This is a genomic window from Curtobacterium sp. KBS0715, from assembly GCF_005938005.2.
GTDB lineage: Bacteria > Actinomycetota > Actinomycetes > Actinomycetales > Microbacteriaceae > Curtobacterium > Curtobacterium flaccumfaciens.
In genome coordinates this window covers 1,937,440-1,963,488 of record NZ_VCCA02000001.1, presented here as the reverse complement: position 1 = coordinate 1,963,488, position 26,049 = coordinate 1,937,440, and the positions used below count along the sequence as shown (strand labels likewise).

Below are 26,049 nucleotides of genomic sequence, written 5' to 3'. Positions count from 1 at the left end.
TCGGTCGAACGTGCTCAGTCGAGCGCGCGGAGCTCCAGCACGATCGCGGTCGCGGGGGCGAGCAGCGGGAGCCGTGCGCCGACGTCCTCGAACACGGCGCCGGTCAGTTCCAGGTGCCCGCGCACGAGCCACTCCGGCGGCACCATGTCGAGCCCGTGCGGCACGGCGAGCCCGGCCACCGGGGCGAGCCGGTATCGCCGCGACCGGTCGAGTCCGCGCACCCGGAGCGGCACCGGCAACGACCTCGGCCCCGTCTCCGTCCGCGCCACCCGCACCAGCGCCCGCGAACGGTCGGTGGCCACGACCGACGTCGCCACCGTCCCCGGGTCCCCGAGGTCCAGGTGCCGCAGCAGCCCGGAGTGCAGCAGCCCGCGCTCCCGTCGGTACAGCGCCGTCCAGGCCCGGAGCCGGTCGAGCTCCTCGGGTGACAGCTTCGTGATGTCGGTCTCGATGCCGGCCGAGCCGAACAGCGACACCGCCATCCGGAAGTCCAGGTCGAGGTGCCGTCCCGTCGTGTGCGAGATCTCCGGCCCGACGTGGGAGCCGATCAGCTCCAGTGGCAGCAGCGCCTCGGTCCAGCGCTGGATCGGCAGTCGCTCGAAGGCGTCGTTCGAGTCCGACGGCCACACCCGGTCGGTCCGCTCGAGCACGCCGAGGTCGATCCGGGCACCGCCGCTCGCGCACGCCTCGATCTCGAGCCACGGGTGCCGCGCACGCAGCTCGTCCATCAACGCGTACACGCCGCGGGTGTGCGCGTCGATGCCGGCGCGACCCGCGTGCACCGCGTGCACGATGTCCCGGTTCTGGTCCCACTTCACGAAGTCGACGTGGTGCGCACCGATCACGCGGGACATGCTCTCCAGCACGTGGAGCCGGGCCAGCGGGTTCGCCATGTCGAGCACGTACTGGTTCCGCCACGTGCGGACGTCGTCCTCAGGGCGCTGCAGCATCCACTCGGGGTGGGCCTCCGCCAGCTCGGACACCGGGCTGACCATCTCGGGCTCGAACCACAGGCCGAACTCCATGCCGAGCGCACGCACCCGGTCGACGAGCGGTGCCAGCCCGTCCGGCCACACCGTCGGGTCGACGCGCCAGTCCCCGAGCGAGGTCGAGTCCGACCGCCGGCCGAGGAACCACCCGTCGTCGAGCACGAACCGCTCGACGCCGATGTCCGCCGCCGTCTCCGCCAGTGCCACCAGGGGCTCGAGCTCCTGCCGGTAGTAGACGGCCTCCCACGTGTTCAGCACCACGGGTCGGGGTCGTCGCGGGTGCCCCGGACGGCTGCGCAACGAGTCGTGCAGGCGGTCGGACAGCCCGTCGATCCCGGTGTCGCTCCACACGAACACGGCGTCGGGGGCGGTGAACGACTCCCCCTCGCCGAGCACGACCTCGCCGGCGCGCAGCAGTTCGCCGGCACCGAGCAGCGGTCGCGCCTCGGCGAGCTGGTCGTACCGGTACACGGAGTCGGCGCTCCAGGCCAGGTGCACCGCCCACAGCTCGCCCTCGGCATCCGAGAACCCGGGCGTCCCGAGCACGAGCAACGTCGGCGAGTCGTGGCCGGTCCGCCCGCGACGGCTCTCGCGCGCGTGGCTCCCGGCGGTCGCTGCCCGGCGCTGCGGTGTGCGCTCACGGGTCCACCGTCCGCCCAGGTCGAGCACCTCGGTGATCCGCTCCGCCACCGGCAGCGTCGCCTCGAGCGCCTGCACGTGCACGGGTCCGGCGTGCGTGTTCGTCACCGTGTGCCGCACCCGCAGCACCCCGGCGGTGTCGAGCGCGAACTCGCTCCGGAGCGCCACCGAGTCCGACTCCGCGGTCACGACGATCCGCTGTTCGTCCGCGACGGAGACGACAGCCGTGGCGACGTCACGCCACAGCGGCACGAGCGGCATCCCGTCCACGTGCCCGGCGATCCCCGGTCGCCCCTCCCACCCGTCGCGCTCGGTCGGCAGCACCGTGAGCGGCCACCGCGCGTCGAGCGCACTCGGTCCGAGCGGCCGGCCGAGTGCGAGCAGCAGGTCGGCCGTGTCGTCCGGCGCGACGGGCCCGACGTCCCGACCCCAGTGCAGCACCTCGGGCAGCCCGTCCGCCGCGGAGGCCAGCACCAGCGACACCCCGGCCGATCGCAGCACGTGCACCCGTCGATCGCCTGCACCGACGGCTGTCGGCTCGCGCTCCACGACGGTCACGACACCCGCTCCTCGCGCAGCACACGGACGCGCCCGGCCGGTACGACGGTGTCCGGCCCGTGGCCGGACCCGTCGAGCAGGTCCGTCCCGGACGCGGCGACCGTGACGTCGTCAGCACGGTGGTTGACGAGGAACAGGAAGGCGGAACCGTCGTCGCCGACGCGACGCACCGCCTCCAGGCCGGGAGGCCCGGTGACCGTCCGCAGGATCCCCCGCTCCGCGATCACCCCGTCCACGAGCCGTTGGATGCTGTCGTCCGCGAGCATCGCGGACACGTACCAGGCGCCGCCGCCGACGGCGCGGCGCGTGACGGCGGGCCGGCCCGCGAGCGGGCCGTCGGTGTACCGGAGCACGGACTCGGCGTCCTCGAGCACGACCGCTTCGGCCCAGTCGGTGACGACCTCGCCGTCGTCGAGCGTCCAGCGTTCGTCGCGCTGCAGCGGGGTGAACTCCTCGCTCCAGGCGCCGAGCACCTGGCGGAACGCTCCCGGGTAGCCCCCGGTGCGGATGCGCGCGGTCTCGTCGGCGACGCCGGACAGGTACGTGACGATCAGGGTGGCGCCGCGGTCCACCACGGCGGACAACCGCGCGGCGGTCGCGTCGTGGACGATGAGCATCGTCGGCACGACGACCACGTCGTAGCCGTCCAGGTCGGCGTCGGTGGGGACCACGTCCGTCAGCACCTGCCGGTCGTGGAACGCGCGGTGCCAGGCGCGGAGCTCCCGGCCGTAGCGCAGGCCCCGGTGCGGCTTGAGCCCCGACTGCACGGCCCACCCGGAGGCCTCGTCCACGACGATCGCGACCCGGGCAGGCTCGACTCGGGTGCCCTGCACGGGTGCGAGGTCCTGCAGCGCCCGGCCGAGGGCGAGTACCTCGCGCCAGATGCGTGTGCGGGTGCCGGCGTGCGGGAGCATCGCCGAGTGGAACTGCTCCGCACCCGCGGTGGAGGCCCGCCACTGGAAGAACAGCGCCCCGTCGGACCCGTGCGCGACGTGCGCCAGGGCGTTCCGGACGAGCTCCGCGGGTTCCTTGGCGCGGTTGCGCTGCTGCCAGCTCGGGCCGCCCGTCGAGTGCTCCATGAGCAGCCAGGGACGGCGGTCAGCCGACATCCCGCGCATCCGGTCACCGGCCAGCGCGAGGTCCTGCTCGCGGCGGGCGTCGTCGACGAGCGTGTAGTGGTCGTTCGCGACGATCGCCACGTGCTTCGCCCACCCGGCGTAGTCGACGACCTGCGACCCGGCGCCCACCATGAAGTTCGTCGTCACCGGCACGTCCGAGTGCTGCTCGATGACGGCCTTCTCGGCGTCGTACTGGCGGAGCAGGGCATCGGACGAGTACCGCTCGAAGTCCAGCGCGAGCCCGGGGTTCGGTGCCCCGCCCACACCGCGCGGCGGCGAGACCTCGTCGAACGACGTGTAGGTGTGCCCCCAGAACGCCGTGCCCCACGCGTCGTTCGCGGCCTCGACGTCGCCGTACTTCGCGACGAGCCAGTGCCGGAAGTCCGCTGCCGACTCCTCGCAGTAGCACCGGCCGTTGCCGCCGCCGAGCTCGTTGCTCACGTGCCAGAGCCGCACCGCCGGGTGCCGGCCGTACCGCTCGGCCAGCGCGTCGACCATGCGGAGCGCGTGTTCCCGGAACAGCTCGGAGGCCGGGCACCACCCGAGTCGCCCACCCGGTCGTTCCCGCCGCTCCGTGGCGTCCACGGGCAGGATCTCCGGGTGCGCGGTCAGCAGCCAGTTCGGTGGTGCAGCGGTCGGCGTCGCGAGGTCCACCGCGATGCCGTGCTCGTGCAGCAGCGCGAGCACGTCGTCGAGCCACTCCCACGTGAAGTCCCCCGGCGACCGCTCGAGCAGCGCCCACGAGAACACCCCGACGGTGACCAGGTTCACCCCGGCCTCGCGCATCAGTCGGACGTCCTCGAGCCAGGTCTCCCGGGGCCACTGTTCGGGGCTGTAGTCGCCGCCGAACGACAGGCCGTCGGACGGCCACGGAACGGTGGGGGCAGCGGTCACGGCATCTCCTTCGATGGTGTGGACCGCTCAAGCCTCCCGTCTGCGTCCGCGTTTGTCAACGTGTGTAACTAACGCGTCGAGACCTCGGCCTGATCCCTCGACCGCTCACTCCCCCAGCAGCCGACGGATGGCGAGGACCGCCCCGGCGCGTGCCCACTCCGAGAACTCGAACGGCTGTACCTCCACCGTGACCGGCTCGGTGTACGGCGCCAGTGCGGCCCGCATCGACTCGTCGACGGTCGCCCGCGCCAGGTCGTACACGGGCAGCCCGTCGCCCGTCAGCACGATCGCTGCGGGGTCGGCGATGTGCACCGCGGTGGCGAGCAGGACCCCGAGGGCGCGGCCGGCGTCCTCGAACGCCGCGAGGGCTGCCTCGTCGCCGTCCCGGGCGAGCTCGACCACCTGGTCGTAGGTCTTCCCCTCGTGGCCGGCGTTCCGCACGATGACCGGGCTGGGCAGGTAGCTCGAGGCACACCCGGCGTGACCGAGGCCACAGTCCGGACCGCCCCCGAGGACGGGCAGGTGCCCGATGCGCCCCAGTCGCCCGTGCTCACCGGTGGAGACCTGCCCGTTCGCGATGAGCCCGAGGCCCAGCCCCTCACCCACCGTCACGAGCACCATCGACCCACGACCGGCGCCGGCACCGAACCAGTGCTCCTTCGCCGTGAGCGCGTGGACGTCGTTCGCCGTGAACGTGGCGATCCCCGTCCGCTCCTCGAGCATCCGGGCGAACGGGACCTCGTGCCACCCGAGGAACACCGACGCTGCGACGACGGACTCCCCCGCGCGGACCATGACGTCGCCGGGCAGCGAGACGCCGATCGCGCAGATGGCCGGATGCGCAGCACGGAGTCGGCCGAGCACCGCCGTGATCTGCTCCGCGAGCGACTCGGCAGCGGTGTCGTCGATGCCTTCTTCGTGCAGGGCCAGGACCCGTCCACCCAGGTCCGTGACCGCGGCGTACAGGCGGTCCTTCGTGAGCTTGATGCCGAGGAACTCCCACTGCCCGCTGCTCACCTGCAGGAGCTCCGACGGGCGGCCGGTGGCACCACGCACATCAGTGCCGACCTCGACCACGAGCCGATGTGCCACGAGGATCCGCATCGCCCGCGTGAGGCTCGCCCGTGAGAGCCCGAGTGACCGAGCGATCTCGGCCCGGGAGAGCACCCCGTGGATGAGGATCTCCCGCAGCGCCAGTCGGGAGCCGTCGGGCAGGGCCGGCCAGGCTTCGGTCATCGTTCCTCCGTCGTCGGCTGATCCTACGGCCTGACCGGGCCCCGTCGACAAGGACCCAGAACGGGCCGCAAACGCAGAAAACCCCTGACCACGAATGGTCAGGGGTTCCCTGGTTCTTCTACGTTAAGTCCGGCGGCGTCCTACTCTCCCACAAGGTCCCCCTTGCAGTACCATCGGCGCTGAGAGGCTTAGCTTCCGGGTTCGGAATGTGACCGGGCGTTTCCCTCTCGCTATGACCACCGGAACACTCTCGACCAGATCATACTTGGTCTCAAAGCTGTCCCGACTGCTGCCCCCGGTGAAGAGGGCAGAGCGGTGTATTCAGTTTCGATTCCCGATCGTCTGTCGGGAACCACAAAGTGGACGCGAGCCCGTGCAACAAGTGCACGGAAATCAGTGTGTTATCAAGTCTTCGGCTTATTAGTACCGGTCAGCTCCACGGGTCGTTAGTCCCCGCTTCCACATCCGGCCTATCAACCCAGTAGTCTGCTGGGAGCCTCTCACACTCAAGGTGCATGGAAATCTCATCTCGAAGACGGCTTCCCGCTTAGATGCTTTCAGCGGTTATCCGGTCCGAACGTAGCTAATCAGCGGTGCCCTTGGCAGAACAACTGACACACCAGAGGTTCGTCCATCCCGGTCCTCTCGTACTAGGGATAGATCTTCTCAAATTTCCAACGCGCGCAGCGGATAGGGACCGAACTGTCTCACGACGTTCTAAACCCAGCTCGCGTACCGCTTTAATGGGCGAACAGCCCAACCCTTGGGACCTACTCCAGCCCCAGGATGCGACGAGCCGACATCGAGGTGCCAAACCATGCCGTCGATATGGACTCTTGGGCAAGATCAGCCTGTTATCCCCGAGGTACCTTTTATCCGTTGAGCGACAGCGCTTCCACAAGCCACTGCCGGATCACTAGTCCCGACTTTCGTCCCTGCTCGACCTGTCAGTCTCACAGTCAAGCTCCCTTGTGCACTTACACTCGCCACCTGATTGCCAACCAGGTTGAGGGAACCTTTGGGCGCCTCCGTTACTCTTTGGGAGGCAACCGCCCCAGTTAAACTACCCATCAGGCACTGTCCATGAACCCGATCAGGGTCCTACGTTAGACATCCAAAGTGACCAGAGTGGTATTTCAACAATGACTCCACGAACACTAGCGTGCCCGCTTCACAGTCTCCCACCTATCCTACACAAGCCACTCCGAACACCAATACCAAACTGTAGTAAAGGTCACGGGGTCTTTCCGTCCTGCTGCGCGTAACGAGCATCTTTACTCGTAGTGCAATTTCGCCGAGTTCGCGGTTGAGACAGCTGGGAAGTCGTTACGCCATTCGTGCAGGTCGGAACTTACCCGACAAGGAATTTCGCTACCTTAGGATGGTTATAGTTACCACCGCCGTTTACTGGGGCTTAAATTCAGAGCTTCGCCCAAAGGCTAACCCTTCCTCTTAACCTTCCAGCACCGGGCAGGCGTCAGTCCGTATACATCGTCTTGCGACTTCGCACGGACCTGTGTTTTTAGTAAACAGTCGCTTCCCACTGGTCTCTGCGGCCTTCAACGCTCACGGAGTAAATCCGGTCACGTGTCCGGCCCCCCTTCTCCCGAAGTTACGGGGGCATTTTGCCGAGTTCCTTAACCACGATTCTCTCGATCTCCTTGGTATTCTCTACCTGACCACCTGAGTCGGTTTCGGGTACGGGCGGCTGCAACCTCGCGTCGATGCTTTTCTCGGCAGCATAGGATCACTGATTTCCCCTTACGGGTACGCGTCGGATCTCAGGCACACAGACGACGGATTTGCCTATCGTCAGCCCTACATCCTTACACCAGGTTCACCTTACGGATACCATCGCCTGGCTCAGCTACCTTCCTGCGTCACACCTGTTCATACGCTAACCGCACCAGCATGGGGTCGAGCGTTAGACCGGCCACCATCACCCCGAAGGGATCCGGTTGTACCGGGTTAGGACTCTTAGCACCACTGGATTAGCTTGGGCGGTTGTTCGCCGGTACGGGAATATCAACCCGTTGTCCATCGACTACGCCTGTCGGCCTCGCCTTAGGTCCCGACTTACCCAGGGCGGATTAACCTGGCCCTGGAACCCTTGGTCTTTCGGAGGACGGGTTTCTCACCCGTCTTTCGCTACTCATGCCTGCATTCTCACTCGTGTAGCGTCCACGGCTGGATCACTCCGCCGCTTCACTCGCCACACGACGCTCTCCTACCACTCCGCACGACTGAACCACGAAGGCTTGTCTATAGTGCGAAATCTACAACTTCGGTGGTGTGCTTGAGCCCCGTTACATTGTCGGCGCGGAATCACTTGACCAGTGAGCTATTACGCACTCTTTCAAGGGTGGCTGCTTCTAAGCCAACCTCCTGGTTGTCTGTGCAACTCCACATCCTTTCCCACTTAGCACACGCTTAGGGACCTTAGTTGGTAGTCTGGGTTGTTTCCCTCTCGACGATGAAGCTTATCCCCCACCGTCTCACTGCTGCGCTCTCACTCACCGGCATTCGGAGTTTGGCTGACGTCAGTAACCTGTTGAGGCCCATCGGCCATCCAGTAGCTCTACCTCCGGCGAGAAACACGCAACGCTGCACCTAAATGCATTTCGGAGAGAACCAGCTATCACGAAGTTTGATTGGCCTTTCACCCCTATCCACAGCTCATCCCCTCCATTTTCAACTGAAGTGGGTTCGGTCCTCCACGACGTCTTACCGTCGCTTCAACCTGGCCATGGATAGATCACTTCGCTTCGGGTCTAGAACATGCGACTCAAACGCCCTATTCAGACTCGCTTTCGCTACGGCTGCCCCTCACGGGTTAACCTCGCCACATATCACTAACTCGCAGGCTCATTCTTCAAAAGGCACGCCGTCACCCCTACTAAGGAGGCTCCGACGGTTTGTAAGCAAACGGTTTCAGGTACTATTTCACTCCCCTCCCGGGGTACTTTTCACCTTTCCCTCACGGTACTTGTCCGCTATCGGTCATCTGGGAGTATTTAGGCTTATCAGGTGGTCCTGACAGATTCACACGGGATTTCTCGGGCCCCGTGCTACTTGGGATACACATCCGGCCATAACACCATTTCGTCTACGGGGCTGGCACCCACTACGGCCCGGCTTTCAAACCGGTTCGACTATGATGCGCTGTAACCGTCCCAGTCCGGCAGAACTGAGTGACGTGTCCCACAACCCCGACCATGCAACGCCCGCCGGCTATCACACATGATCGGTTTAGCCTCATCCGCTTTCGCTCGCCACTACTCACGGAATCACATGTTGTTTTCTCTTCCTGTGGGTACTGAGATGTTTCACTTCCCCACGTTCCCTCTACCCGCCCTATATATTCAGGCGGGAGTCACCAGGTCGCAAAACGCCTGGCGGGGTTTCCCCATTCGGAAATCCTCGGATCGAGGCTCGATTATCAGCTCCCCGAGGCTTATCGCAGATTTCTACGTCCTTCATCGGCTCCAGATGCCAAGGCATCCACCGTTTGCTCTTAGAAACTTGACCACAAAGATTAAAATTGCGATCCAACGTCACCAATCAACAACCCGAAGGCTGATCATGGATGACGCGAATCAAAGATGCTCGCGTCCACTGTGTAGTTCTCAACATACGATCGGCACCAGCACTCCCCCACCACAACAGTAGGTTCACCCTGGCCCGACGAAGGACCCGTAGGCCCAACCCCCACCACCACTCACGTGACGACAGGAAGCCTGGTCCCTCAGGACCCAACAACGTGCACCAGCCAGCAGCTCCACCCCGACCCGTCCCAACCCTGCAAGCAGAGCGTACTGAGGTCGGAAGCATCACTCCCAACTGCACTGTCAATGTTCCACCCATGAGCTACCCGTCGGACACGTTCGGTCCGAATCAGGCGCCTGGACCATGCGTGCCCCGATAAGGGACAACACGAGGCCAGATGCTCCTTAGAAAGGAGGTGATCCAGCCGCACCTTCCGGTACGGCTACCTTGTTACGACTTAGTCCTAATCACCGATCCCACCTTCGACGGCTCCTTCCACAAGGGTTAGGCCACCGGCTTCGGGTGTTACCGACTTTCATGACTTGACGGGCGGTGTGTACAAGGCCCGGGAACGTATTCACCGCAGCGTTGCTGATCTGCGATTACTAGCGACTCCGACTTCATGAGGTCGAGTTGCAGACCTCAATCCGAACTGAGACCGGCTTTTTGGGATTCGCTCCACCTTACGGTATCGCAGCCCTTTGTACCGGCCATTGTAGCATGCGTGAAGCCCAAGACATAAGGGGCATGATGATTTGACGTCATCCCCACCTTCCTCCGAGTTGACCCCGGCAGTCTCCTATGAGTCCCCGGCATAACCCGCTGGCAACATAGAACGAGGGTTGCGCTCGTTGCGGGACTTAACCCAACATCTCACGACACGAGCTGACGACAACCATGCACCACCTGTACACCGACCACAAGGGGGCGACCATCTCTGGCCGTTTCCGGTGTATGTCAAGCCTTGGTAAGGTTCTTCGCGTTGCATCGAATTAATCCGCATGCTCCGCCGCTTGTGCGGGCCCCCGTCAATTCCTTTGAGTTTTAGCCTTGCGGCCGTACTCCCCAGGCGGGGCGCTTAATGCGTTAGCTACGACACAGAAACCGTGGAAAGGTCCCTACATCTAGCGCCCAACGTTTACGGCATGGACTACCAGGGTATCTAATCCTGTTCGCTCCCCATGCTTTCGCTCCTCAGCGTCAGTTACGGCCCAGAGATCTGCCTTCGCCATCGGTGTTCCTCCTGATATCTGCGCATTCCACCGCTACACCAGGAATTCCAATCTCCCCTACCGCACTCTAGTCTGCCCGTACCCACTGCAAGCCCGAGGTTGAGCCTCGGGATTTCACAGCAGACGCGACAAACCGCCTACGAGCTCTTTACGCCCAATAATTCCGGACAACGCTTGCACCCTACGTATTACCGCGGCTGCTGGCACGTAGTTAGCCGGTGCTTTTTCTGCAGGTACCGTCACTTTCGCTTCTTCCCTACTAAAAGAGGTTTACAACCCGAAGGCCGTCATCCCTCACGCGGCGTTGCTGCATCAGGCTTTCGCCCATTGTGCAATATTCCCCACTGCTGCCTCCCGTAGGAGTCTGGGCCGTGTCTCAGTCCCAGTGTGGCCGGTCACCCTCTCAGGCCGGCTACCCGTCGTCGCCTTGGTGAGCCATTACCTCACCAACAAGCTGATAGGCCGCGAGTCCATCCCCAACCAAAAAATCTTTCCACCACCAGACCATGCGGCCAGTGATCATATCCAGTATTAGACGTCGTTTCCAACGCTTATCCCAGAGTCAGGGGCAGGTTACTCACGTGTTACTCACCCGTTCGCCACTAATCCACCCAGCAAGCTGGGCATCATCGTTCGACTTGCATGTGTTAAGCACGCCGCCAGCGTTCGTCCTGAGCCAGGATCAAACTCTCCGTAAAAAAATACAGACCCAACACCCGAAGGCATCAGACCGAGTTGATTCTGACTGTTGACTGTCTACTGACAATCTTCAATCCAAAAGGAATTGCTTCATGACCCAGTCAGCAAGCCGACCAGGCACGAGGTCAATCAATAAATTGGCATTGACAATGTGCACGCTGTTGAGTTCTCAAGGACCAGACGCACTCCCCGCTCGACCCATCACAGGTTCCGCCAGAGAGGCATTCGTCTTGTACAACATCCCGGGCGCACAACCAAAGGTCGTGGTTCCGAGGAGTTGGTTGCCTGAGCGGGACCCCGTCCGGACTGCATCTCCAGGTGTTCAACCCGGTGATCGTCTCGGCCGTTCCGTTCTCCGCCTCAGCGGCAACGAGTGATTACTCTACACACGCCCCGGGGGCCCTGCCAACCGTCGTCCCTCCCGGGCGTGTCGCAGTCGGGTGAACGGCACGTGTCCCCCGGGTTTCCGGGGATCGACGGTGTGAGCGCGACCCCGGGAACGACGGAAGGCACGGTGCGAACCCGCACCGTGCCTCCCGACTGAACGAACCGGACCGACCTACTCGGCCGCTGCCAACTGCCCGCACGCCCCGTCGATCTCCTTGCCGCGGGTGTCGCGCAGGGTCGTCGGGATGCCGGCGGCGTTGAGTCGGCGGACGAACTCGTCCTGCACGTGCACCTCGGACGAGGTCCACACGGAGCCCGGCGTCGGGTTGAGCGGGATCGGGTTGACGTGCACCCAGCCCTTGCCGCGCTTGTTGAGCTTCTCGGCGAGCAGGTCGGCTCGCCAGGCGTGGTCGTTCATGTCCTTGATGAGCGCGTACTCGATCGAGACACGACGGCCCGTCTTCACGTAGTAGTTGTGGGCGGCGTCGATCGCTTCGTCGGCCTTCCAGCGCGAGTTCACCGGGATGAGCTCGTCGCGGAGCTCGTCGTCGGGTGCGTGCAGGGACAGCGCGAAGGTGAGCGGGATCCCTTCGTCCGCGAGCTTGATCATCGCCGGCACCAGGCCGACGGTCGACACCGTGATGCCGCGGGCACTCATGCCGAGACCGTTCGGCTGCGGTGCGACCATCAACCGCACAGCGTCCATCACCCGCTTGTAGTTCGCGAGCGGCTCCCCCATGCCCATGAACACGATGTTCGTCACGCGTTCGGCGTCGACGCGGTCGTGGCCGCCCTTGCGGGGATCGCCCCCGAGCTCACCGGCAGCGATCGCGGCGTTTGCCCGGACGATCTGCTCGATGATCTCGGCGGTGGACATGTTGCGGGTCAGCCCCGCCTGGCCGGTGGCGCAGAACGGGCAGTTCATGCCGCACCCGGCCTGGGACGAGACGCACAGGGTGATGCGGCCCGGGTAGCGCATGAGGACCGACTCGACCAGGGCGCCGTCGTGCAGCTTCCAGAGGAACTTGATCGTGTCGCCGTTGTCCGTCGCCAGCCGCCGGGTCTCGGTGAGGAGCGGCGGCAGCATCCCGGCGACGAGCTGCTCCCGCTGGGCGGCGGGCAGGTCGGTCATCTTGGCCGGGTCGGACGTGTAGTGCTGGAAGTAGTGGGTCGCGAGCTGCTTGGCGCGGAACCCGGGCAGGCCGAGTTCCTTCACGCGGGCCTCGCGTTCCTCGGCCGTCAGGTCGGCCAGGTGCACGGGCGGCTTGCCACGCTTCGGGGACGCGAACTGCAGCAGCGGGCGACCGTCGGTGTCGGTGGCCTGCTTCCAGCCCTCGGTGCGCGGGCGCACCTGCGGTCGAGCAGACTGCTGCTGTTCGAACGGGGTGCGGGTGTCGGAAGCCATCACTCCAGGATACGGGAGGCCCGTGATCGGTGGGGACGCCCCGTCCGGGTGGTCCTGCTGGTCACCACCACGGCCGCCCCACGGCTGGTCGGGTCAGCTGCCGGCGGGCAGGACGCGCGCGAAGTGGTGCGCCGCCGAGTACATCGGGACGATGTCGACGACCTCGCCCGGGTGCGGTGCCTGCAGGACCAGCCCCTGGCCGAGGTACAGGCCGACGTGGTCCTCGTCGTCGTACACGACGAGGTCGCCCGGCAGTGCCTCGGACTCGGGGATCGTGGTGGCGACGGCGTCCTGCGTCGGCACGTAGTGCACGAGCTGGATCCCCACCGCCTGGTAGGCGACCATCGTGAGCCCGGAGCAGTCGATGCCCTCGTGGCTCGCGCCGCCCTCGACGTACGGGTCCCCCATGTACTGCAGGGCGGTCTGCACGATCGTGGCCCGGTCGCCCCCGGCCGAGAGTGCGGCGGACAACGCGGACTGTGCCTGCGCGGTCGTCACCCCGAAGCGGAGGTCGAGCGTCGGGTAGGACACGATCGTCGTCGTGGTGGTCATGCCGTCGGTGGAGACCACGGGGACCTGGACGTCGTGCGCCACCGTGAAGGTCTGGGCGTCCTGCGCCGTGGTCGTGCCGGAGCGGGTGTCCGCGGGCAGGGTGTCGGCGTTCGCGGGCAGGGCGAGCGTCAGGCTCGAGGTCACCGCGATCGCGGGGGCGAGCAGGATCGCCGCGCGCTTCGCGTTGGCGGAACGGCGGATGTGCCGCGGGTCAACGGCGCGCTCGGCACGCAGGGTGGCGGTCCGGCTCAGCACCGCGCTGCCGGCCGACGACGCGACGGGGGCGGGACGCGGCTGCATCCGCACGGTCCGGGTCGGCTTCGGGTGCTCGACGAAGGTGGAGCGGGCGGCCGCGGGGCCGAGGGCCGAGCGGCGACCACGGGGACGGGACTGCTGCGTGTCCGGCGTCAGCGGCGCGGTTTCGACCGCGGGGTGCGTGTGCGTTCGCGCGGGCTGACGGTCGTCGGCTGCTGCAGGCAGGGTGTGGCGTCCCATGGGTCCTTCCGGGTCGGGACCACTCGGCGGTCCGGAAAGTAACGTATTGGTCACGACGGTGCCTGCGGCTGGGCAGCGCCGGAGTGTTCCTGCGGCTGGTCACAGGAACGAGCACCGCTCGCAGGCCTCTCCGACGGCGCGCACGGGCGTTCCGGAGCCGGCCCGCGGCGGTGGCCCCGGGCTCAGACCGGCGTGACCCGCATGACGGCGGCGATCCGGGCCTCCCGGTCGGCCGCCAGGCGGTCGAGGCGAGCCGACAGCGCGACGACCGAGGCGTCCACCGGGCTGTCCCCCGAGATGTCCCCCGGGATCGGGACCCCGGCGCGGACCGCGAGCGGCAGCACGCCCGCCCAGACGGTGTGGTCCTCACCGTCCGCCGGGTCCTCGCCGACACCGTGGGCTCGGACCTTGACGCTCGCGCGGTCGAGGGGCAGCTGGAGGACCTGGGTGGCGCGGACCTCCTTCGCGGTCATATCGCGCACCTCGGCCCGGCGGCCCGGCATGAGGTGGTCGGCCACCTGCCAGAGGGCTTCGGTGCGCAGGTCGGTCGGCACCACGGTGGCGCGGCCGGCGACCATCGCGCTGCGGTAGTTCGCCGAGCTGTCGTTGGTGGAGCGTGCGAAGACGAGACCGTCCAGGTGGGTGATGGTGGCGGCGACCGGGACGCCCTCGGCCCCGGCGTCGAGGAACAGCCCACCACCGGTCGAGCCGTGCAGCAGCAGGACGGGGCCGTCGCCGAGGTCCCCGACGGCGCAGAGGAACGGCAGGACGACGGGCTGGCCACCGCGGACGATGCCGACGTGGGCCAGGTGCGCCTCGGCGAGGATCGCGTGCAGGACGGCGGGGTCGTCGGTCTGGCGGTCGCGCAGGCGGCGGACGCGGAGCGAAGGGCCGTCGGTGGGCGGTTCCGGTTCGGGGCTCGAGGTGGGCATGTCGTCACGCTAGGGTCACCAGTGGTCCGGCGTCTGGACCAGATCGGGGCGATCACGATGGACCAGTCGAGCAAGGTGTCCGGTGTGGTGGCACGGGTGCGCGGGATGGTGCACGACGGCACCCTGCGCGAAGGCGATCCGCTGCCGTCGACGCGGGTGCTGGCGGCGGAGCTCGGGGTGGCCCGGGGCACCGTCGTCGCGGCGTACGAGCAGCTCGACGGCGAGGGGTACCTGCGGACGCGGCACGGTGCCCTCGCGCGGGTCGCGGCGGACCTGCACGGTCGGACGACGAGTGCGCCGTCGGCCGTCGGCACGGACACCGCCGGTTCCGGCTCCGGCGCGGTCGGCGTCGCGGCCGCTCCGCCGTCCGCTCCGCTCATCGACTGCCGTCCGGGCATCCCCGCCGTCACCGCCATCCCGCAACGGGACTGGCGGGCAGCCTGGCGCGCAGCGGCCTCGGCCCCGCTCCGGAACGCGATCGCGGACCCGCTCGGCTCCCCCGACCTGCGGGCACAGGTCGTCGCCCAGCTCGGCCTGACCCGCGGGTTCACGGCGACGGTCGACCGGGTGCTCGTGACCGCGGGGACCTCGGAAGCGCTGTCGCTCGTCACCGAGGCGCTGCGGGGGCTGCTGGGTCGCGCTCCCGTCGTCGCCGTCGAGGACCCCGGCTACCGCACCGGACACCGTGCGATCACGAGCGCTGGTGGATCCCTGGTGGGCGTCCCGATCGGCGAGGACGGCCTCGACCTCGACGCGCTCGAGGCCGCCGGACCGGTCGACGCCGTCCTGGTCAGCCCGACGCACCAGTACCCGCTCGGGTCGGTGATGCCCGTCGCCCGGCGCCGGCGGCTGCTCACCTGGGCCGCCACCACCGGCACCGTGGTGGTGGAGGACGACTACGACTCCGAGTTCCGGCACCGTGGTGCTCCCGTGCCCGCACTGGTCGCGCTCGACGCCGAGGGCGTGGTGCTGCACGTCGGCGGCTTCTCGAAGACGCTCGACCCCCGGCTGCGCTGCGCGTACGTCGTGCTGCCGACGGTCGCGGCGACGGGTTCCCCGGTGACGGAGGCGGTGCTCGCCGCCCGTCGGGCTCGTGGTGCGGTCGTCGCCGAACCGGTGCAGGCCGCGCTCGTGCACCTGCTGCGGACGGGTGCGCTGCGGCGGCACCTGGGTCGGGTGCGTCGCGACTACACGCACCGCCGGGCCCGGATCGCGGCTCGGCTCGGCGACGTCGCCGGCCTGGAGGCCCGTGCCCTGAACGGCGGACTGCACGCGGTGGTCACGTGGTCGGGTCCGACCACGGGGGCCCAGATCGCGCGTCTGCTGGCGGACGCCGGGGTGCTCGTCGCGACGCTCGAGGAGTACGGGCTCGCGCCGGGCAGCACGCCGCCGGGCATCGTGTTCGGCTACGGCGCCGTGACGATGCCGGAGCTCGACCGCGCGCTCGACGCGCTCGTGACGGCGGTCACGGGACCCTGATCCGGGTCGTCAGCCGCCGTACTGGGCGGTGCCCACGACGTTCGACCCGGCACCCCGGCACGCGGTGATCAGGGTCCGCCCGACGAGTTCCCATTCGGGGGTCATCTCGAGCGCCGGCCCGGACTTCGGTGCGGGGTGCGCGTCGAGGTACTCGTGCGCGTAGTCGATCGCTTCGTCGAGCTCCTCGTCGGTGCTCGACAGGTGCTCGTAGCCGAAGCGTTCCGCCGCGATCAGTGCCTGGTACTGCGCCTCGGAGAGATCGCCCTGGCTTCGCCCGACCGTCGCGTTCAGCGAGATCGTCGTCAGCGCAGTGATCTGGCCGCAGATCGCCGCAGCACTCCGGTCTTCCTCCATCGGGTCCGTCGCGCCGCCCGCTGGCTGGCCGTCCGAGGTCTCCGAGGTCGGCGTCGGGGTCGACGTCGACACCGCCGCTGTGCCGGAACCGGCCGAGCAGCCGGCGAGTGAGCCCGACACGAGGACCGCGCTCACGACGACCAGGGGCAGTGCGGACCGGAAGGAGACCATGGACGTCATCGTGACAGCACCCTCGTGCTGCTCGCGTCGTCGTGTCCCGATCGAGACCTCGTCGAGACCGGATCGTGAGGTTGCGTCAGCGGGACTCGGCGGTGCCGTTCTTCCGGGCGTTCACCAGGTCGGCCAGGGACGGCTCACCGGCGTCGCCGGGCAGTGCGTGTCCGCGGCGGGCGGCCTTGCGGACCTGTCGGTAGGTGGTGACGTGCAGGGGGTCCACACCGTCGGCGGACTCGTAGTTCGACGGGGCAGTGGTGGTGGGTGATTCGGTCATCGCGACGGACGGTACGCGTGCCGGGAGCCGCCGAACCGCGTGCTGCGTTCCGCGGCCAAAGGTCGGGCGTGGGAGGGTCCGGCGCGGCGCACCGAGCCTCCGAGACGGGTCAGAGGCTCGTCATGCCGCCGTCGACGCGGAACTCCGCTCCGGTGGCGTAGGACGACTCCGCGCTGGCCAGGTAGACCATGATGCCGGTGACGTCGTCGGGGGTGCCCGGGCGGCCGAGGGGCGTGCGGGCGACGATCGCGGCTCGGGCCTCGGGGTCACCGGAGATCGCCGACACGAGGCCGGTCTCGGTGTAGCCCGGCACGACCGTGTTCACCCGGATGCCGTCCCGCGCGTAGGCCATCGCGGTCGCCCGGACGAGTGCGTGGATGCCGCCCTTGGTCGAGGAGTACGCCGCGAAGTCGGAACCTTCGCCGTTCAGGCCGGTCGGCGACCCCGTGGCGATGACCGAGCCGCCGGCGCCGCTCGCGAGCATCGCCCGGACGGCGTGCTTGATCGTCAGGAACGTGCCGGTGAGGTTGACCGCGACCGTGCGGTCCCAGGTCTCCAGCGACAGGTCGGCGACCTTCGCGTCGTGGCCGAACAGCTGCACACCGGCGTTCGCGACCACCACGTCGGGGCTCGCACCACGGTCGGCCAGTCCGGCGAACCCCGCGGCCACGCTCGCCTCGTCGGCGATGTCCATCGTGAGGCCGATCGCGGTCGGGCCGGCTGCGGCGGCGGCACCGGCGGCCGCATCGGCGTCGCGGTCGGCGTAGACGACGGTCGCCCCTTCGGCCACGAAGCGGTCGGCGATCGCGCGGCCAATGCCGGACCCCGCTCCCGTGACGAGTGCGGTCCGGCCGTCGAGTCGTGCGGGCATGTGGGACTCCGTCCTCGGAGCAGCGCTGCTCCGTCACACCCATCATTGCCCAACCGGTTGACCGGTGCTAGGCATGCACCATGACTGCGACGTCGAACGACGAGATCGTGTCCGTCGGGCCCTGGCGTCTGGCCCTGCGCGGAGCCGAACTCGCCGACGTCACGTTCCGGGGCACGCTCGTCCTGCGCGCCGTCCGGTTCGTCGTCCGCGACCACGACTGGCGCACCGCCGACGACACCGTGCTGATACGCACGGTGGACGGTGACGACGGGTGCATCCGCCTCGAGATCAGCGCACGGTACGACGGCGTCGAGGTCGTCCGCACCGTCCTCGAGGTCACGCTCGACGACGACACCCTGCAGGTCGCCGCGGTCGCGACGGCCCCACGGGCCTTCCGCCGCAACCGCATCGGGCTCGTCGTCCTGCACCCGCCGACCCTGGCCGGGCAGCCACTGACGGTGCGGCACCCGTCCGGTGGCAGCACCGCGACGGCGTTCCCGTTCTGGATCGCGCCGCACCAACCGGCCGTCGACGTCGCCGGACTCGACTGGGCTGCGGGTCCGGTCGCACTGGCGCTCGACCTGACCGGCGACGTGTTCGAGACCGAGGACCAGCGGAACTGGACCGACGCCTCGTTCAAGACGTACTCGACGCCGCTCGCCGAGCCGTTCCCGGTCGCGATCACGCCGGGGACGACGGTCCGGCAGGGGCTCACCCTGCGTGCGACGGCGGTCGGGTCACCAGGGGGTCGGGGCACCCGGTCGGGAGGCGCGGCCTCCCCCGCCCCGGACCTCGCGGCGCTCGACGGGCCGGCTCCCGGTGCCGTGGTCACGACGCCGCCGACGCTCCAGCTGCTCGCGGGTTCCGCACCGGTCGCTGCGCGCCCGGACGACGCCGACCTGCTCCGAGGGTTCCCGATCCTGGTGGAGCCGACCCTCGGGGCCCCGAACGTCGAGGCGGTGCTCGCCTCGGCCCGCCGGGACGCAGGTGCCGCTCCCCTGGACGTCCGGTTCGTCACCGACGACCCGGTGCTGCTGCGCGCGGCGATCGACGCGGTGCTCGAGGGCGGGCCGGTGGCACGCGTCGGGGCGTTCGACCCGGTTTCGCACGTGACGACGCCGGCGCTGCAGCGGGCACTGCGCGAAGCGGTGGCGGCGGTCGGCGCACTGGAGGTCGTCGCCGGTACCCGGGCCCACTTCACCGAGCTGAACCGCTCGATCGCGGTGTTCTCGGGCTGGGACGGCCCCCTGACCTGCAGCGTGACGCCGCAGATGCACGACCGGTCGCCCGAAGAGGTGACCGAGTCGATCCGGATGCTGCGCTGGGTGGTGAGCAGCGCCTCCAGGCTGGCCGCCGGCAGGGCGCTGCACGTCGGACCGGTGACGCTGCGGCCACGGTGGAACGCGGTGGCGACGGCGCCGACCCGGGTCGTGACGGACGCGACCGTGGAGCACGGCTACGGCCCGGAAACCGTTCCGGACGCGACCGACCCGGCGCAGCACACGCCGGCCGCCGGGCGGTGGTTCGCCGACGCGGTGCGGGCGCTGACCGTGCCGGGGGTGGCCTCGATCACGCTGGCCGAGGCGTGGGGGCCGCGGGGGTTCGTGGCCGCCGACGGCATGGGGAACGCCCCGCCGGAAGGGGGTCGGCGGGGCGTTCCGGTCCGGGCGCGCTGAGTGGTCGGCGCGGTGGTCGGTGGCGGTCCGGCTCAGCGCCGGACGGCGTCGATCTTGAGCATCTTCGCGATGACCGAGTCGAGCTCGCTGTCGTCGAAGACCTGCTTCCAGTCCTCCTTGATGAGCTTCTCGCGGCCGTAGCCCATCGCGATGTGGCAGGCGTCGGAGAACGGGTTCGAGCCGCGCAGGCCGTTGGTCAGCGCGATCCAGGTGTGGCCGTAGAGCATGGCGCGGGCGGCCTCACGGGGCACGCCGACACCGGTGACCGTTTCTTCGAGGGCGTCGTTGAGGAAGTCGCCGATCATGCAGGCGATCGTCTCGACCAGGGTCGGCTCGAGCACGGCCAGCTGCTTCACCGTGACCCAGTGCACCTGGATGACCGGAGCGTACATCGTGGTGATGACAGCCTCGGCGACGGCCTTGGCGCGGTCGCCCTCGTCGCCGAGCGACTCCGAGGCGTCGAAGGCCGCGATGACCTCCTGCGGGGCGGCGATGCCACCGAAGGTGTCGTCCCACTCGGCCTTGGTGGTGCGCTCGAGGAACACCGACGGGTGGCACGGGTGCGCCACGGCGTAGTGGATGTCCTCGCGCTTGGCGAGGAGACCCGCGTAGGCGGCGGCAGGGTCGAGCGTCAGGATGCTGGCGCCTGACTTCATGACGGGGACGAGCTGCTCCGAGATGGTGCCGAGCAGGACGTCCGGGACGGCGAGGATGACGACGTCGGCGGCCTTCGCGGCGTCGAGGCTGTCGGTGATCTCGCGGCCGAGGGCCTGGATGCGCTCCTGGCCGGCGGGCGAGGCCTCGCTGTAGAGGGTGGTGTACTCGCTCTTCGCGAAGTTGTTCGAGACGCGGGTGCCCATCTTGCCGCCGGCACCGATCACGGCGACGGTGACGTCGGCCGTGCCGGATCCGGCAGCGACGGTGTGGGGGGTGGTGACGGTGTCGGTCATGATTCCTTGCTCCTGATGTACTCGATGGTGTGTTCGGTCCACGCCGCTTCGATGCGGGTGGTGGTCTGTGCGGGGGTCTCCCCCGGCAGCGGTTCGGCGCCCGCGTGCGCGTCCTGCCACGGCAGCCAGAACTCGATGACGCGGTTGATCCCCCGGGGGTCCGGCTCGACCGCGGCTCGGACGGCGGTGTAGTCGAGGATCCCGGTGCCCGTGCGGACGCCGGTGTACTGGAAGCCGACCCAGCCCGGTGAGCGGGTGAAGGCGGAGTCCTTGACGTGCCAGTTGACGACGTGCGGGGCGGTCATCGCCACGACGTCCCCCGGGTGTTCGAGCCGGGCGACGGTGTTCGCCGGGTCGAGGCAGATGCCGAGACTGTCGGAACCGATCGCCCGGACGACCGCGACGAGGTCGGCGGTGGCGACGACCTCGTAGGTCTCCAGCGCGAGGGTCACGCCCGCGCGCTCGTAGGCGGGGAGCGCCTGCCGCAGGCGTCGTTCGGTCTCGACCGCGTCGGGCTGGTCGTCGCCGCTCGTCCACATGCTCCGTACGAGCGTTGCGCCGAGCTGCTGCGCGACGTGCACGTACCGGGCGAGGTGCTCCGGCCGGGTGCCTCGGGTTCCGACCTCGAGCGTGAGACCGAGGTCGTCGGCCAGGGACCGGATCGAGGCAAGGCGCTCGTCGGTCGCGGTGTCGAGCGGCAGGTGGTCGCAGATCTGGAACAGGTCGACGCCGTCGTGCGACGCGGCGTCACGCAGGGCGTCATCGAGGGACATCGGCGACGGGACGCGGTCGGACATGCGCCAGAAGTAGGCGTAGGTGGAGAGGCCGAGCAGGGAGGTCATGCCGGTGCTCCGTCCTGCGTCGCGGCCAGCGCCTCGGCTTCGTCGAGGATCGTGCGGATCGCCTCGGGGTCGTGGGCGAAGCGGCCGAGGAACAGGCCGCCGATGCGTCCGGCACCGCGGGTCAGCAGGCCCGGACCGGCACTGCCGCCGTAGATCGCGACGGAGCCGTCGAGCTCCGGCCGGGTCGCCAGGTGCCGCTCGATGCCGGCCAGGACCGCGACGATGTGCTCGTCGGGTGCGGGCTGCGGGGCACCGATCGCCCACACCGGCTCGTACGCGGCGATGAGCGGTCCGGCGAGGCCGTCGGCGGTCGCGGTCGCCAGGAACCGGTCGAGCTGCGCGGTGACCTCGGCGATCGCGGCCGCGGGGTCGCCGTCGGCGGCGCGCTCGGTCTCGCCGATGCAGATCAGGGGCCGCAGGTGGTTGCGGTACGCCGCGTGCACCTTGCCGGCGATCTCGTCGTCCGTCTCGTGGAACAGGGAGCGGCGCTCGGCATGTGCGATCTCGACGAGGTCGACCCCGATCTCACGGAGTTCGGAGCCGGAGACCTCGCCGGTGAAGGCACCCTCGTCGGCCCAGGCGAGGTCCTGGGCACCGAGCAGCACCGGAGCGCCTGACCCGGTCAGGATCGCCCGGACGGGGACGAGCGACGGGAACGTCGGCACCATGAAGAGCTCGACCGCGCCGGACCGCACCGCCGGGTGGCTCCGGGCGATCTCGGCCACGGCGGCCGCCCACTCGAGCGTCCGGGCGTGCGAGAAGTACATCTTGAGCGACACCCCGATCGTCACCGGGGCGGCCGCCGTGGTCGCGGGCATCAGGCGTCGGTCCCGACCGGGGCAGAGCCGTCGTAGGCACAGATCGCGTCGACCTTCTCGGCGCTCGCGCTCGTCCGGTCGAAGGTGTAGCCGAGCCACTCCTTCGCCATCCGGCGCGCGACCTCGACCCCGACGACGCGCTGGCCCATGCAGAGCACCTGGGCGTCGTTCGACAGGATCGAGCGCTCCACCGAGAACGAGTCGTGCGCGGTCACGGCGCGGATGCCGGGGACCTTGTTCGCCGCGATCGCGACGCCGAGGCCGGTGCCGCAGATCAGGATCGCGCGGTCGGCCTCGCCGTTCGCCACCAGACGGGCGGCGTCGACGGCGACGTGCGGGTAGGCCGTGTGGCCGTCGGCGTCCACGCCCACGTCGACCACGGAGGCCACGCGGGGGTCGTTCGCCAGGTCGGCCTTGATGACCTCCTTGTAGTCGAAGCCGGCGTCGTCCGAACCGACGACGATGCGGAACTGCTGCTCACTCATGCGGGTGTGCCTTTCGTGGTGGGGGTCAGGCGGGGACGGCGATGGTCGCCAAGACCGCGGCGGTGATGAGCGCGAACGAGATCGCGCCGGCGTCCGGGGTGCCGACGGCGTCCTCGCCGTGGGTGCGGGCACGGCCCATCCGGGGCAACAGGTCGGCCGTGGCGTCCGCCGCGGTCTGTGCTGCGGCCGAGGCGGCCGACCAGGCGTCGACGAGTTCGTCGCCGGCGTCGACCCGGGCGGAGAAGACCTGGTCGAACGGCACGAGCGCATCGACCATCGTCTTGTCGCCGGGGACCGCGCCGAAAGCCAGGACGGCTTCGGCGGCGGCGTGCACCGCGCTCTGGACGGTGGCGGGTGTCGGACGGGACTCGTCCCCGAGGACGCGACCCAGGGCCTCCAGGGCGGCACCCCAGATCGCACCGGACGTCCCACCGGCCTTGTCGGACCAGGCGTCGCCGGCGATCGCGAGGACCGAACCGGCGCCGGCACCGCGGGCGGCGGCGTCCTGTGCCGCACGGTCGGCGGCGGTGGAGCCGCGCTGCATCCCGATGCCGTGGTCGCCGTCCCCGGCGACGGCGTCGATGCGGCCGAGCTCGTCGGCGTGGTCGTCGATGGTGGCGCGGATCGCGGTGATCGCGGCCGCGACGCGGGCGGCCGAAGCCTGGGACTCCTCGGTGCCGGGCGTGACGGGCACGACCACGCCGGCTTCGAGCACCTCGACCGGCACCGGCTGCTGCGGGACGGCGCCGCCCTTGCGGTACGCGGGGGCGTCGGCGGGGGCGGCCCAGAGCTGCTCGAGTTCGTCGTCGAGCCAGAACAGGGTGAGCGAGACGCCCGCCATGTCGAAACTCGTGACGAGTTCGCCGACCTCGGGCTCCACGACGACGATGCCGGCGTCGGTGAGCTTCCGCTGGACGGCGCCGAAGACGACGAAGAGTTCCTCGTACTTGACCGAGCCGAGGCCGTTGAGGATCGGGACGACGCGGGGGCCGGCGGGTGCTGTGGCGGTTTCTGGTGCGGTGCCGTGTGTTGTGGTGCCGGTGCCGTCGGGTCGCTCGGTGAGGAGCTTGTCGACGAGCAGGTCGGCCAGGCCGTCCGCGGTGGGGACGTCGGCCTCGGCGATGCCGCGTTCGCCGTGGATGCCCATGCCGATGGCCATGCGCCCCTCGGGGACGGTGAAGAGCGGCTCGTCGGCGCCGGGCAAGGAGCAGCCCGAGAACGCGACGCCGAAGCTGCGGGTGCGGTCGTTGGCCCGGGTCGCGATCGCGGTGACCGCGTCGAGGTCGTCGCCGCGTTCCGCGGCCGCGCCCGCCACCTTGAACACGCAGAGGTCCCCCGCGATCCCGCGGCGCTTGTGTGCCTGGTCGGCGGGCGCGGACGCGACGTCGTCGGTCACGCGGACCCTGCGGACGTCGATGCCCTGCGCTTCGAGTGCCCGTGCCGCGGCGTCGAAGTTGAGGACGTCACCCGCGTAGTTGCCGTAGCTCAGCAGTACGCCGCCGCCGTGCTCGGACGCCTTCGCGACCGCGGTGACCTGCTGGGCACTCGGGCTGGCGAACAGGTTGCCCATCGCGGCACCGGCCGCCAGGCCGTGTCCGACGAGGCCACCGAAGGCCGGGTAGTGGCCGGAGCCACCGCCGACGACGAGCGCGACGGTGCCCTCGGGGCTGGTGGTGGAGCGGGCGACCCCGCCGTGCACCTTGCGCACCCGGGCGTGGTTGGCGGCGACGAAGCCGTCCACCATCTCGTCGGCGAAGTCCGCCGGGTCGTTGAACAGGCGGGTCATGCGCCGGCCTCCTTCGCGATCGCGGTCGGTCCGTCCGTGGCGGAGACCGCGCTGTCGGCTCCGGCCGCCGCGGCAGCCGCTTCGTTGCGCTTCGTGTTCCGGCCGAGCACGAACATCAGCACGCTCGACAGCACCATGAAGAACCCGACGATGAACATCGGCACCTGGTACCCGCCGGTCCACTCGCTGACCGCACCCGTGATGTACGGGGCGGCGAACCCACCGAGGTTGCCGACGGTGTTGATGAGGGCGACCCCCGCGGCTGCGGCGGCACCGGTCAGGAACTGCGTCGGGACCGTCCAGAAGTTCGGCAGGGCCGCGAAGATCGCACACGCGGTGATCGCGATGACCGCGACGGTGGCGGCCGGGCTGTTCATGTAGAGCGCGACCGGGATGCTCAGGCCACCGACCAGGGCCGGGACGGCGATGTGCCAGACCCGGACGCCACGACGGAAGGCGTCACGCGACCAGAAGTACAGGACCACCGCGGCGGGCACGTACGGGATGGCCGTGATCAGGCCCTTCTGGAACAGGTCGAACGTGGTGCCGAACTGCTCCTGGAAGCCGTCGATGATCGTCGGCAGGAAGAAGCTGAGCGCGTAGAGGCCGTAGATGAAGCCGAAGTACACCGCGGCGAGCATCCAGACGCGGCCGGAGCCGAAGGCCGCACGCAGGCCGCCCTTGCCGTGACCGTCTCCGCCGCCCTTCGCGGCACTCTCGGCAGCGAGCGTCGTCTCCAGCCAGACCTTCTCGTCCTCGTCGAGCCACTTCGCCTGCGACGGCTTGTCCTTGAGGACGAAGAGGCACAGGACGCCGACGATGATCGCCGGGATCGAGACGCAGAGGAACATGAAGCGCCATCCGGCCAGGCCGCCGAGGATCCCCTCGTGGGTCATCAGCCAGCCGGCGAGCGGGGAACCGATCACGCTCGTGAGCGGCTGTGCCAGGTAGAAGAGCGCGAGCATCTTGCCGCGGTGACGGGCCGGGACCCAGGTCGACAGGAACAGGATCGCGCCGGGGAAGAAGCCGGCCTCGGCGATCCCGAGCAGGAAGCGCAGGCCGACGAGCTGCGGGTAGTTCTGCACCCACGTGAAGAGCAGGGACACGATGCCCCACGTGATCATGATGCGGGCGAGCCAGATCCGGGCGCCGAACTTGTGCAGCGCCAGGTTGGACGGCACCTCGAGCACGAGGTAGCCGATGAAGAACACACCGGACGCGAAGCCGAACTGGGCGGCGGTCAGGCCGAGGTCGGCCTCCATGCCGTTGGGGGCGGCGAAGGAGATCGCGGTGCGGTCGAGGAAGTTGATGAAGAACATCAGTGCCACGAACGGCACGATGCGGATCGCGATCTTGCGGATGGCCGTCTTCTCGACGACCGAGGTGGGGATGCCTCGCGTGGCGGGGATGTCCACGATGACTCCTGCTCGGTGGGGGTGGTACGACTCCCGTCCTGGCGGCTGCGCCGGGACGTTCCGGTCGGCTTTCGCCGGGACGCTCCGTGCTGCTGCGCGGATCGAGAGCGGGCGCATCGGTGCGCCTGATCCAGTGTGCGTCGCGGTCGGGCAACTTGTCAACCGGTTGACCATTCCACGCGTTCCGGACTGCTTGCGCGCACCGCTTGCCGCGCTGGGGCCACTCCCCACGCAACCGGT

General features: G+C 68.8%; 17 protein-coding genes and 3 rRNA genes. 2 read left to right on the top strand and 18 right to left on the bottom strand.

What is annotated here, in order from left to right; translation table 11 throughout:
* Positions 1-14 precede the first annotated feature (14 nt).
* From FFG40_RS09435 to FFG40_RS09395, 9 genes are all read right to left on the bottom strand, one after another.
* Positions 15-2,186: an alpha-galactosidase gene (locus FFG40_RS09435; RefSeq protein ID WP_260678844.1), complete on the bottom strand. Its 2,172-nt coding sequence runs from the start codon at positions 2,184-2,186 to the stop codon at positions 15-17.
* Complete coding sequence (locus tag FFG40_RS09430) at positions 2,183-4,198, bottom strand: beta-galactosidase (protein WP_138802997.1); 2,016 nt, start codon at positions 4,196-4,198, stop codon at positions 2,183-2,185. The genes FFG40_RS09435 and FFG40_RS09430 overlap by 4 nt, the downstream gene beginning before the upstream one ends.
* 105 nt (positions 4,199-4,303) lie before the next feature.
* Positions 4,304-5,434 (bottom strand): ROK family transcriptional regulator, encoded by a 1,131-nt coding sequence (locus FFG40_RS09425; RefSeq protein WP_138802996.1) that lies wholly within the window; start codon positions 5,432-5,434, stop codon positions 4,304-4,306.
* Between the two features lie 127 nt (positions 5,435-5,561).
* A 5S ribosomal RNA gene (gene rrf, locus FFG40_RS09420) occupies positions 5,562-5,678 on the bottom strand.
* A gap of 156 nt (positions 5,679-5,834) precedes the next feature.
* Positions 5,835-8,962: ribosomal RNA gene (locus FFG40_RS09415) — 23S ribosomal RNA — on the bottom strand.
* Between the two features lie 426 nt (positions 8,963-9,388).
* Positions 9,389-10,910: ribosomal RNA gene (locus FFG40_RS09410) — 16S ribosomal RNA — on the bottom strand.
* The 16S, 23S and 5S rRNA genes sit together here, the layout of an rRNA operon.
* Before the next feature lie 560 nt (positions 10,911-11,470).
* A complete protein-coding gene (rlmN, locus tag FFG40_RS09405) occupies positions 11,471-12,703 on the bottom strand; it encodes a 23S rRNA (adenine(2503)-C(2))-methyltransferase RlmN (RefSeq protein WP_027465106.1) in 1,233 nt (410 codons plus the stop codon).
* Positions 12,704-12,796: 93 nt separating this feature from the next.
* Complete coding sequence (locus FFG40_RS09400) at positions 12,797-13,750, bottom strand: C40 family peptidase (protein WP_138802995.1); 954 nt, start codon at positions 13,748-13,750, stop codon at positions 12,797-12,799.
* A gap of 182 nt (positions 13,751-13,932) precedes the next feature.
* A complete protein-coding gene (locus FFG40_RS09395) occupies positions 13,933-14,682 on the bottom strand; it encodes a pyridoxamine 5'-phosphate oxidase family protein (protein WP_138802994.1) in 750 nt (249 codons plus the stop codon).
* A 21-nt stretch (positions 14,683-14,703) separates the two neighbouring features.
* Here FFG40_RS09395 and FFG40_RS09390 point away from each other — a divergent pair, with 21 nt between their 5' ends.
* Positions 14,704-16,161: a PLP-dependent aminotransferase family protein gene (locus tag FFG40_RS09390; RefSeq protein ID WP_138802993.1), complete on the top strand. Its 1,458-nt coding sequence runs from the start codon at positions 14,704-14,706 to the stop codon at positions 16,159-16,161.
* A 9-nt stretch (positions 16,162-16,170) separates the two neighbouring features.
* Here the strand turns inward: FFG40_RS09390 and FFG40_RS09385 are convergent, their stop codons facing one another.
* From FFG40_RS09385 to FFG40_RS09375, 3 genes are all read right to left on the bottom strand, one after another.
* Positions 16,171-16,686, bottom strand: a complete 516-nt coding sequence (locus FFG40_RS09385; protein WP_138802992.1) for a hypothetical protein — start codon at positions 16,684-16,686, stop codon at positions 16,171-16,173.
* 85 nt (positions 16,687-16,771) lie between these two features.
* Complete coding sequence (locus tag FFG40_RS09380) at positions 16,772-16,966, bottom strand: hypothetical protein (RefSeq protein WP_071246336.1); 195 nt, start codon at positions 16,964-16,966, stop codon at positions 16,772-16,774.
* Between the two features lie 109 nt (positions 16,967-17,075).
* A complete protein-coding gene (locus tag FFG40_RS09375) occupies positions 17,076-17,837 on the bottom strand; it encodes an SDR family NAD(P)-dependent oxidoreductase (protein WP_138802991.1) in 762 nt (253 codons plus the stop codon).
* Positions 17,838-17,917: 80 nt separating this feature from the next.
* Between FFG40_RS09375 and FFG40_RS09370 the strand changes: the two genes are divergently transcribed.
* Positions 17,918-19,513 (top strand): hypothetical protein, encoded by a 1,596-nt coding sequence (locus FFG40_RS09370; RefSeq protein ID WP_138802990.1) that lies wholly within the window; start codon positions 17,918-17,920, stop codon positions 19,511-19,513.
* A 32-nt stretch (positions 19,514-19,545) separates the two neighbouring features.
* On the opposite strand, the gene FFG40_RS09365 is transcribed toward FFG40_RS09370, so the two are convergent.
* From FFG40_RS09365 to FFG40_RS09340, 6 genes are read right to left on the bottom strand one after another with little or no spacing between them, the layout of a single operon-like run.
* Complete coding sequence (locus FFG40_RS09365; protein WP_051596643.1) at positions 19,546-20,463, bottom strand: phosphogluconate dehydrogenase C-terminal domain-containing protein; 918 nt, start codon at positions 20,461-20,463, stop codon at positions 19,546-19,548.
* Positions 20,460-21,305, bottom strand: coding sequence for a sugar phosphate isomerase/epimerase (locus tag FFG40_RS09360; RefSeq protein ID WP_138802989.1), 846 nt, complete (start codon positions 21,303-21,305; stop codon positions 20,460-20,462). The genes FFG40_RS09365 and FFG40_RS09360 overlap by 4 nt, the downstream gene beginning before the upstream one ends.
* The gene (locus FFG40_RS09355; protein WP_138802988.1) at positions 21,302-22,123 is read right to left on the bottom strand and encodes a triose-phosphate isomerase family protein; all 822 of its coding nucleotides are present in this window, start codon (positions 22,121-22,123) and stop codon (positions 21,302-21,304) included. The genes FFG40_RS09360 and FFG40_RS09355 overlap by 4 nt, the downstream gene beginning before the upstream one ends.
* Complete coding sequence (locus FFG40_RS09350; protein ID WP_138802987.1) at positions 22,123-22,608, bottom strand: ribose-5-phosphate isomerase; 486 nt, start codon at positions 22,606-22,608, stop codon at positions 22,123-22,125. The genes FFG40_RS09355 and FFG40_RS09350 overlap by 1 nt, the downstream gene beginning before the upstream one ends.
* Positions 22,609-22,633: 25 nt before the next feature.
* The gene (locus tag FFG40_RS09345; RefSeq protein WP_138802986.1) at positions 22,634-24,394 is read right to left on the bottom strand and encodes a dihydroxyacetone kinase family protein; all 1,761 of its coding nucleotides are present in this window, start codon (positions 24,392-24,394) and stop codon (positions 22,634-22,636) included.
* Positions 24,391-25,809, bottom strand: a complete 1,419-nt coding sequence (locus tag FFG40_RS09340; protein ID WP_138802985.1) for an MFS transporter — start codon at positions 25,807-25,809, stop codon at positions 24,391-24,393. The genes FFG40_RS09345 and FFG40_RS09340 overlap by 4 nt, the downstream gene beginning before the upstream one ends.
* Positions 25,810-26,049: the final 240 nt, after the last annotated feature.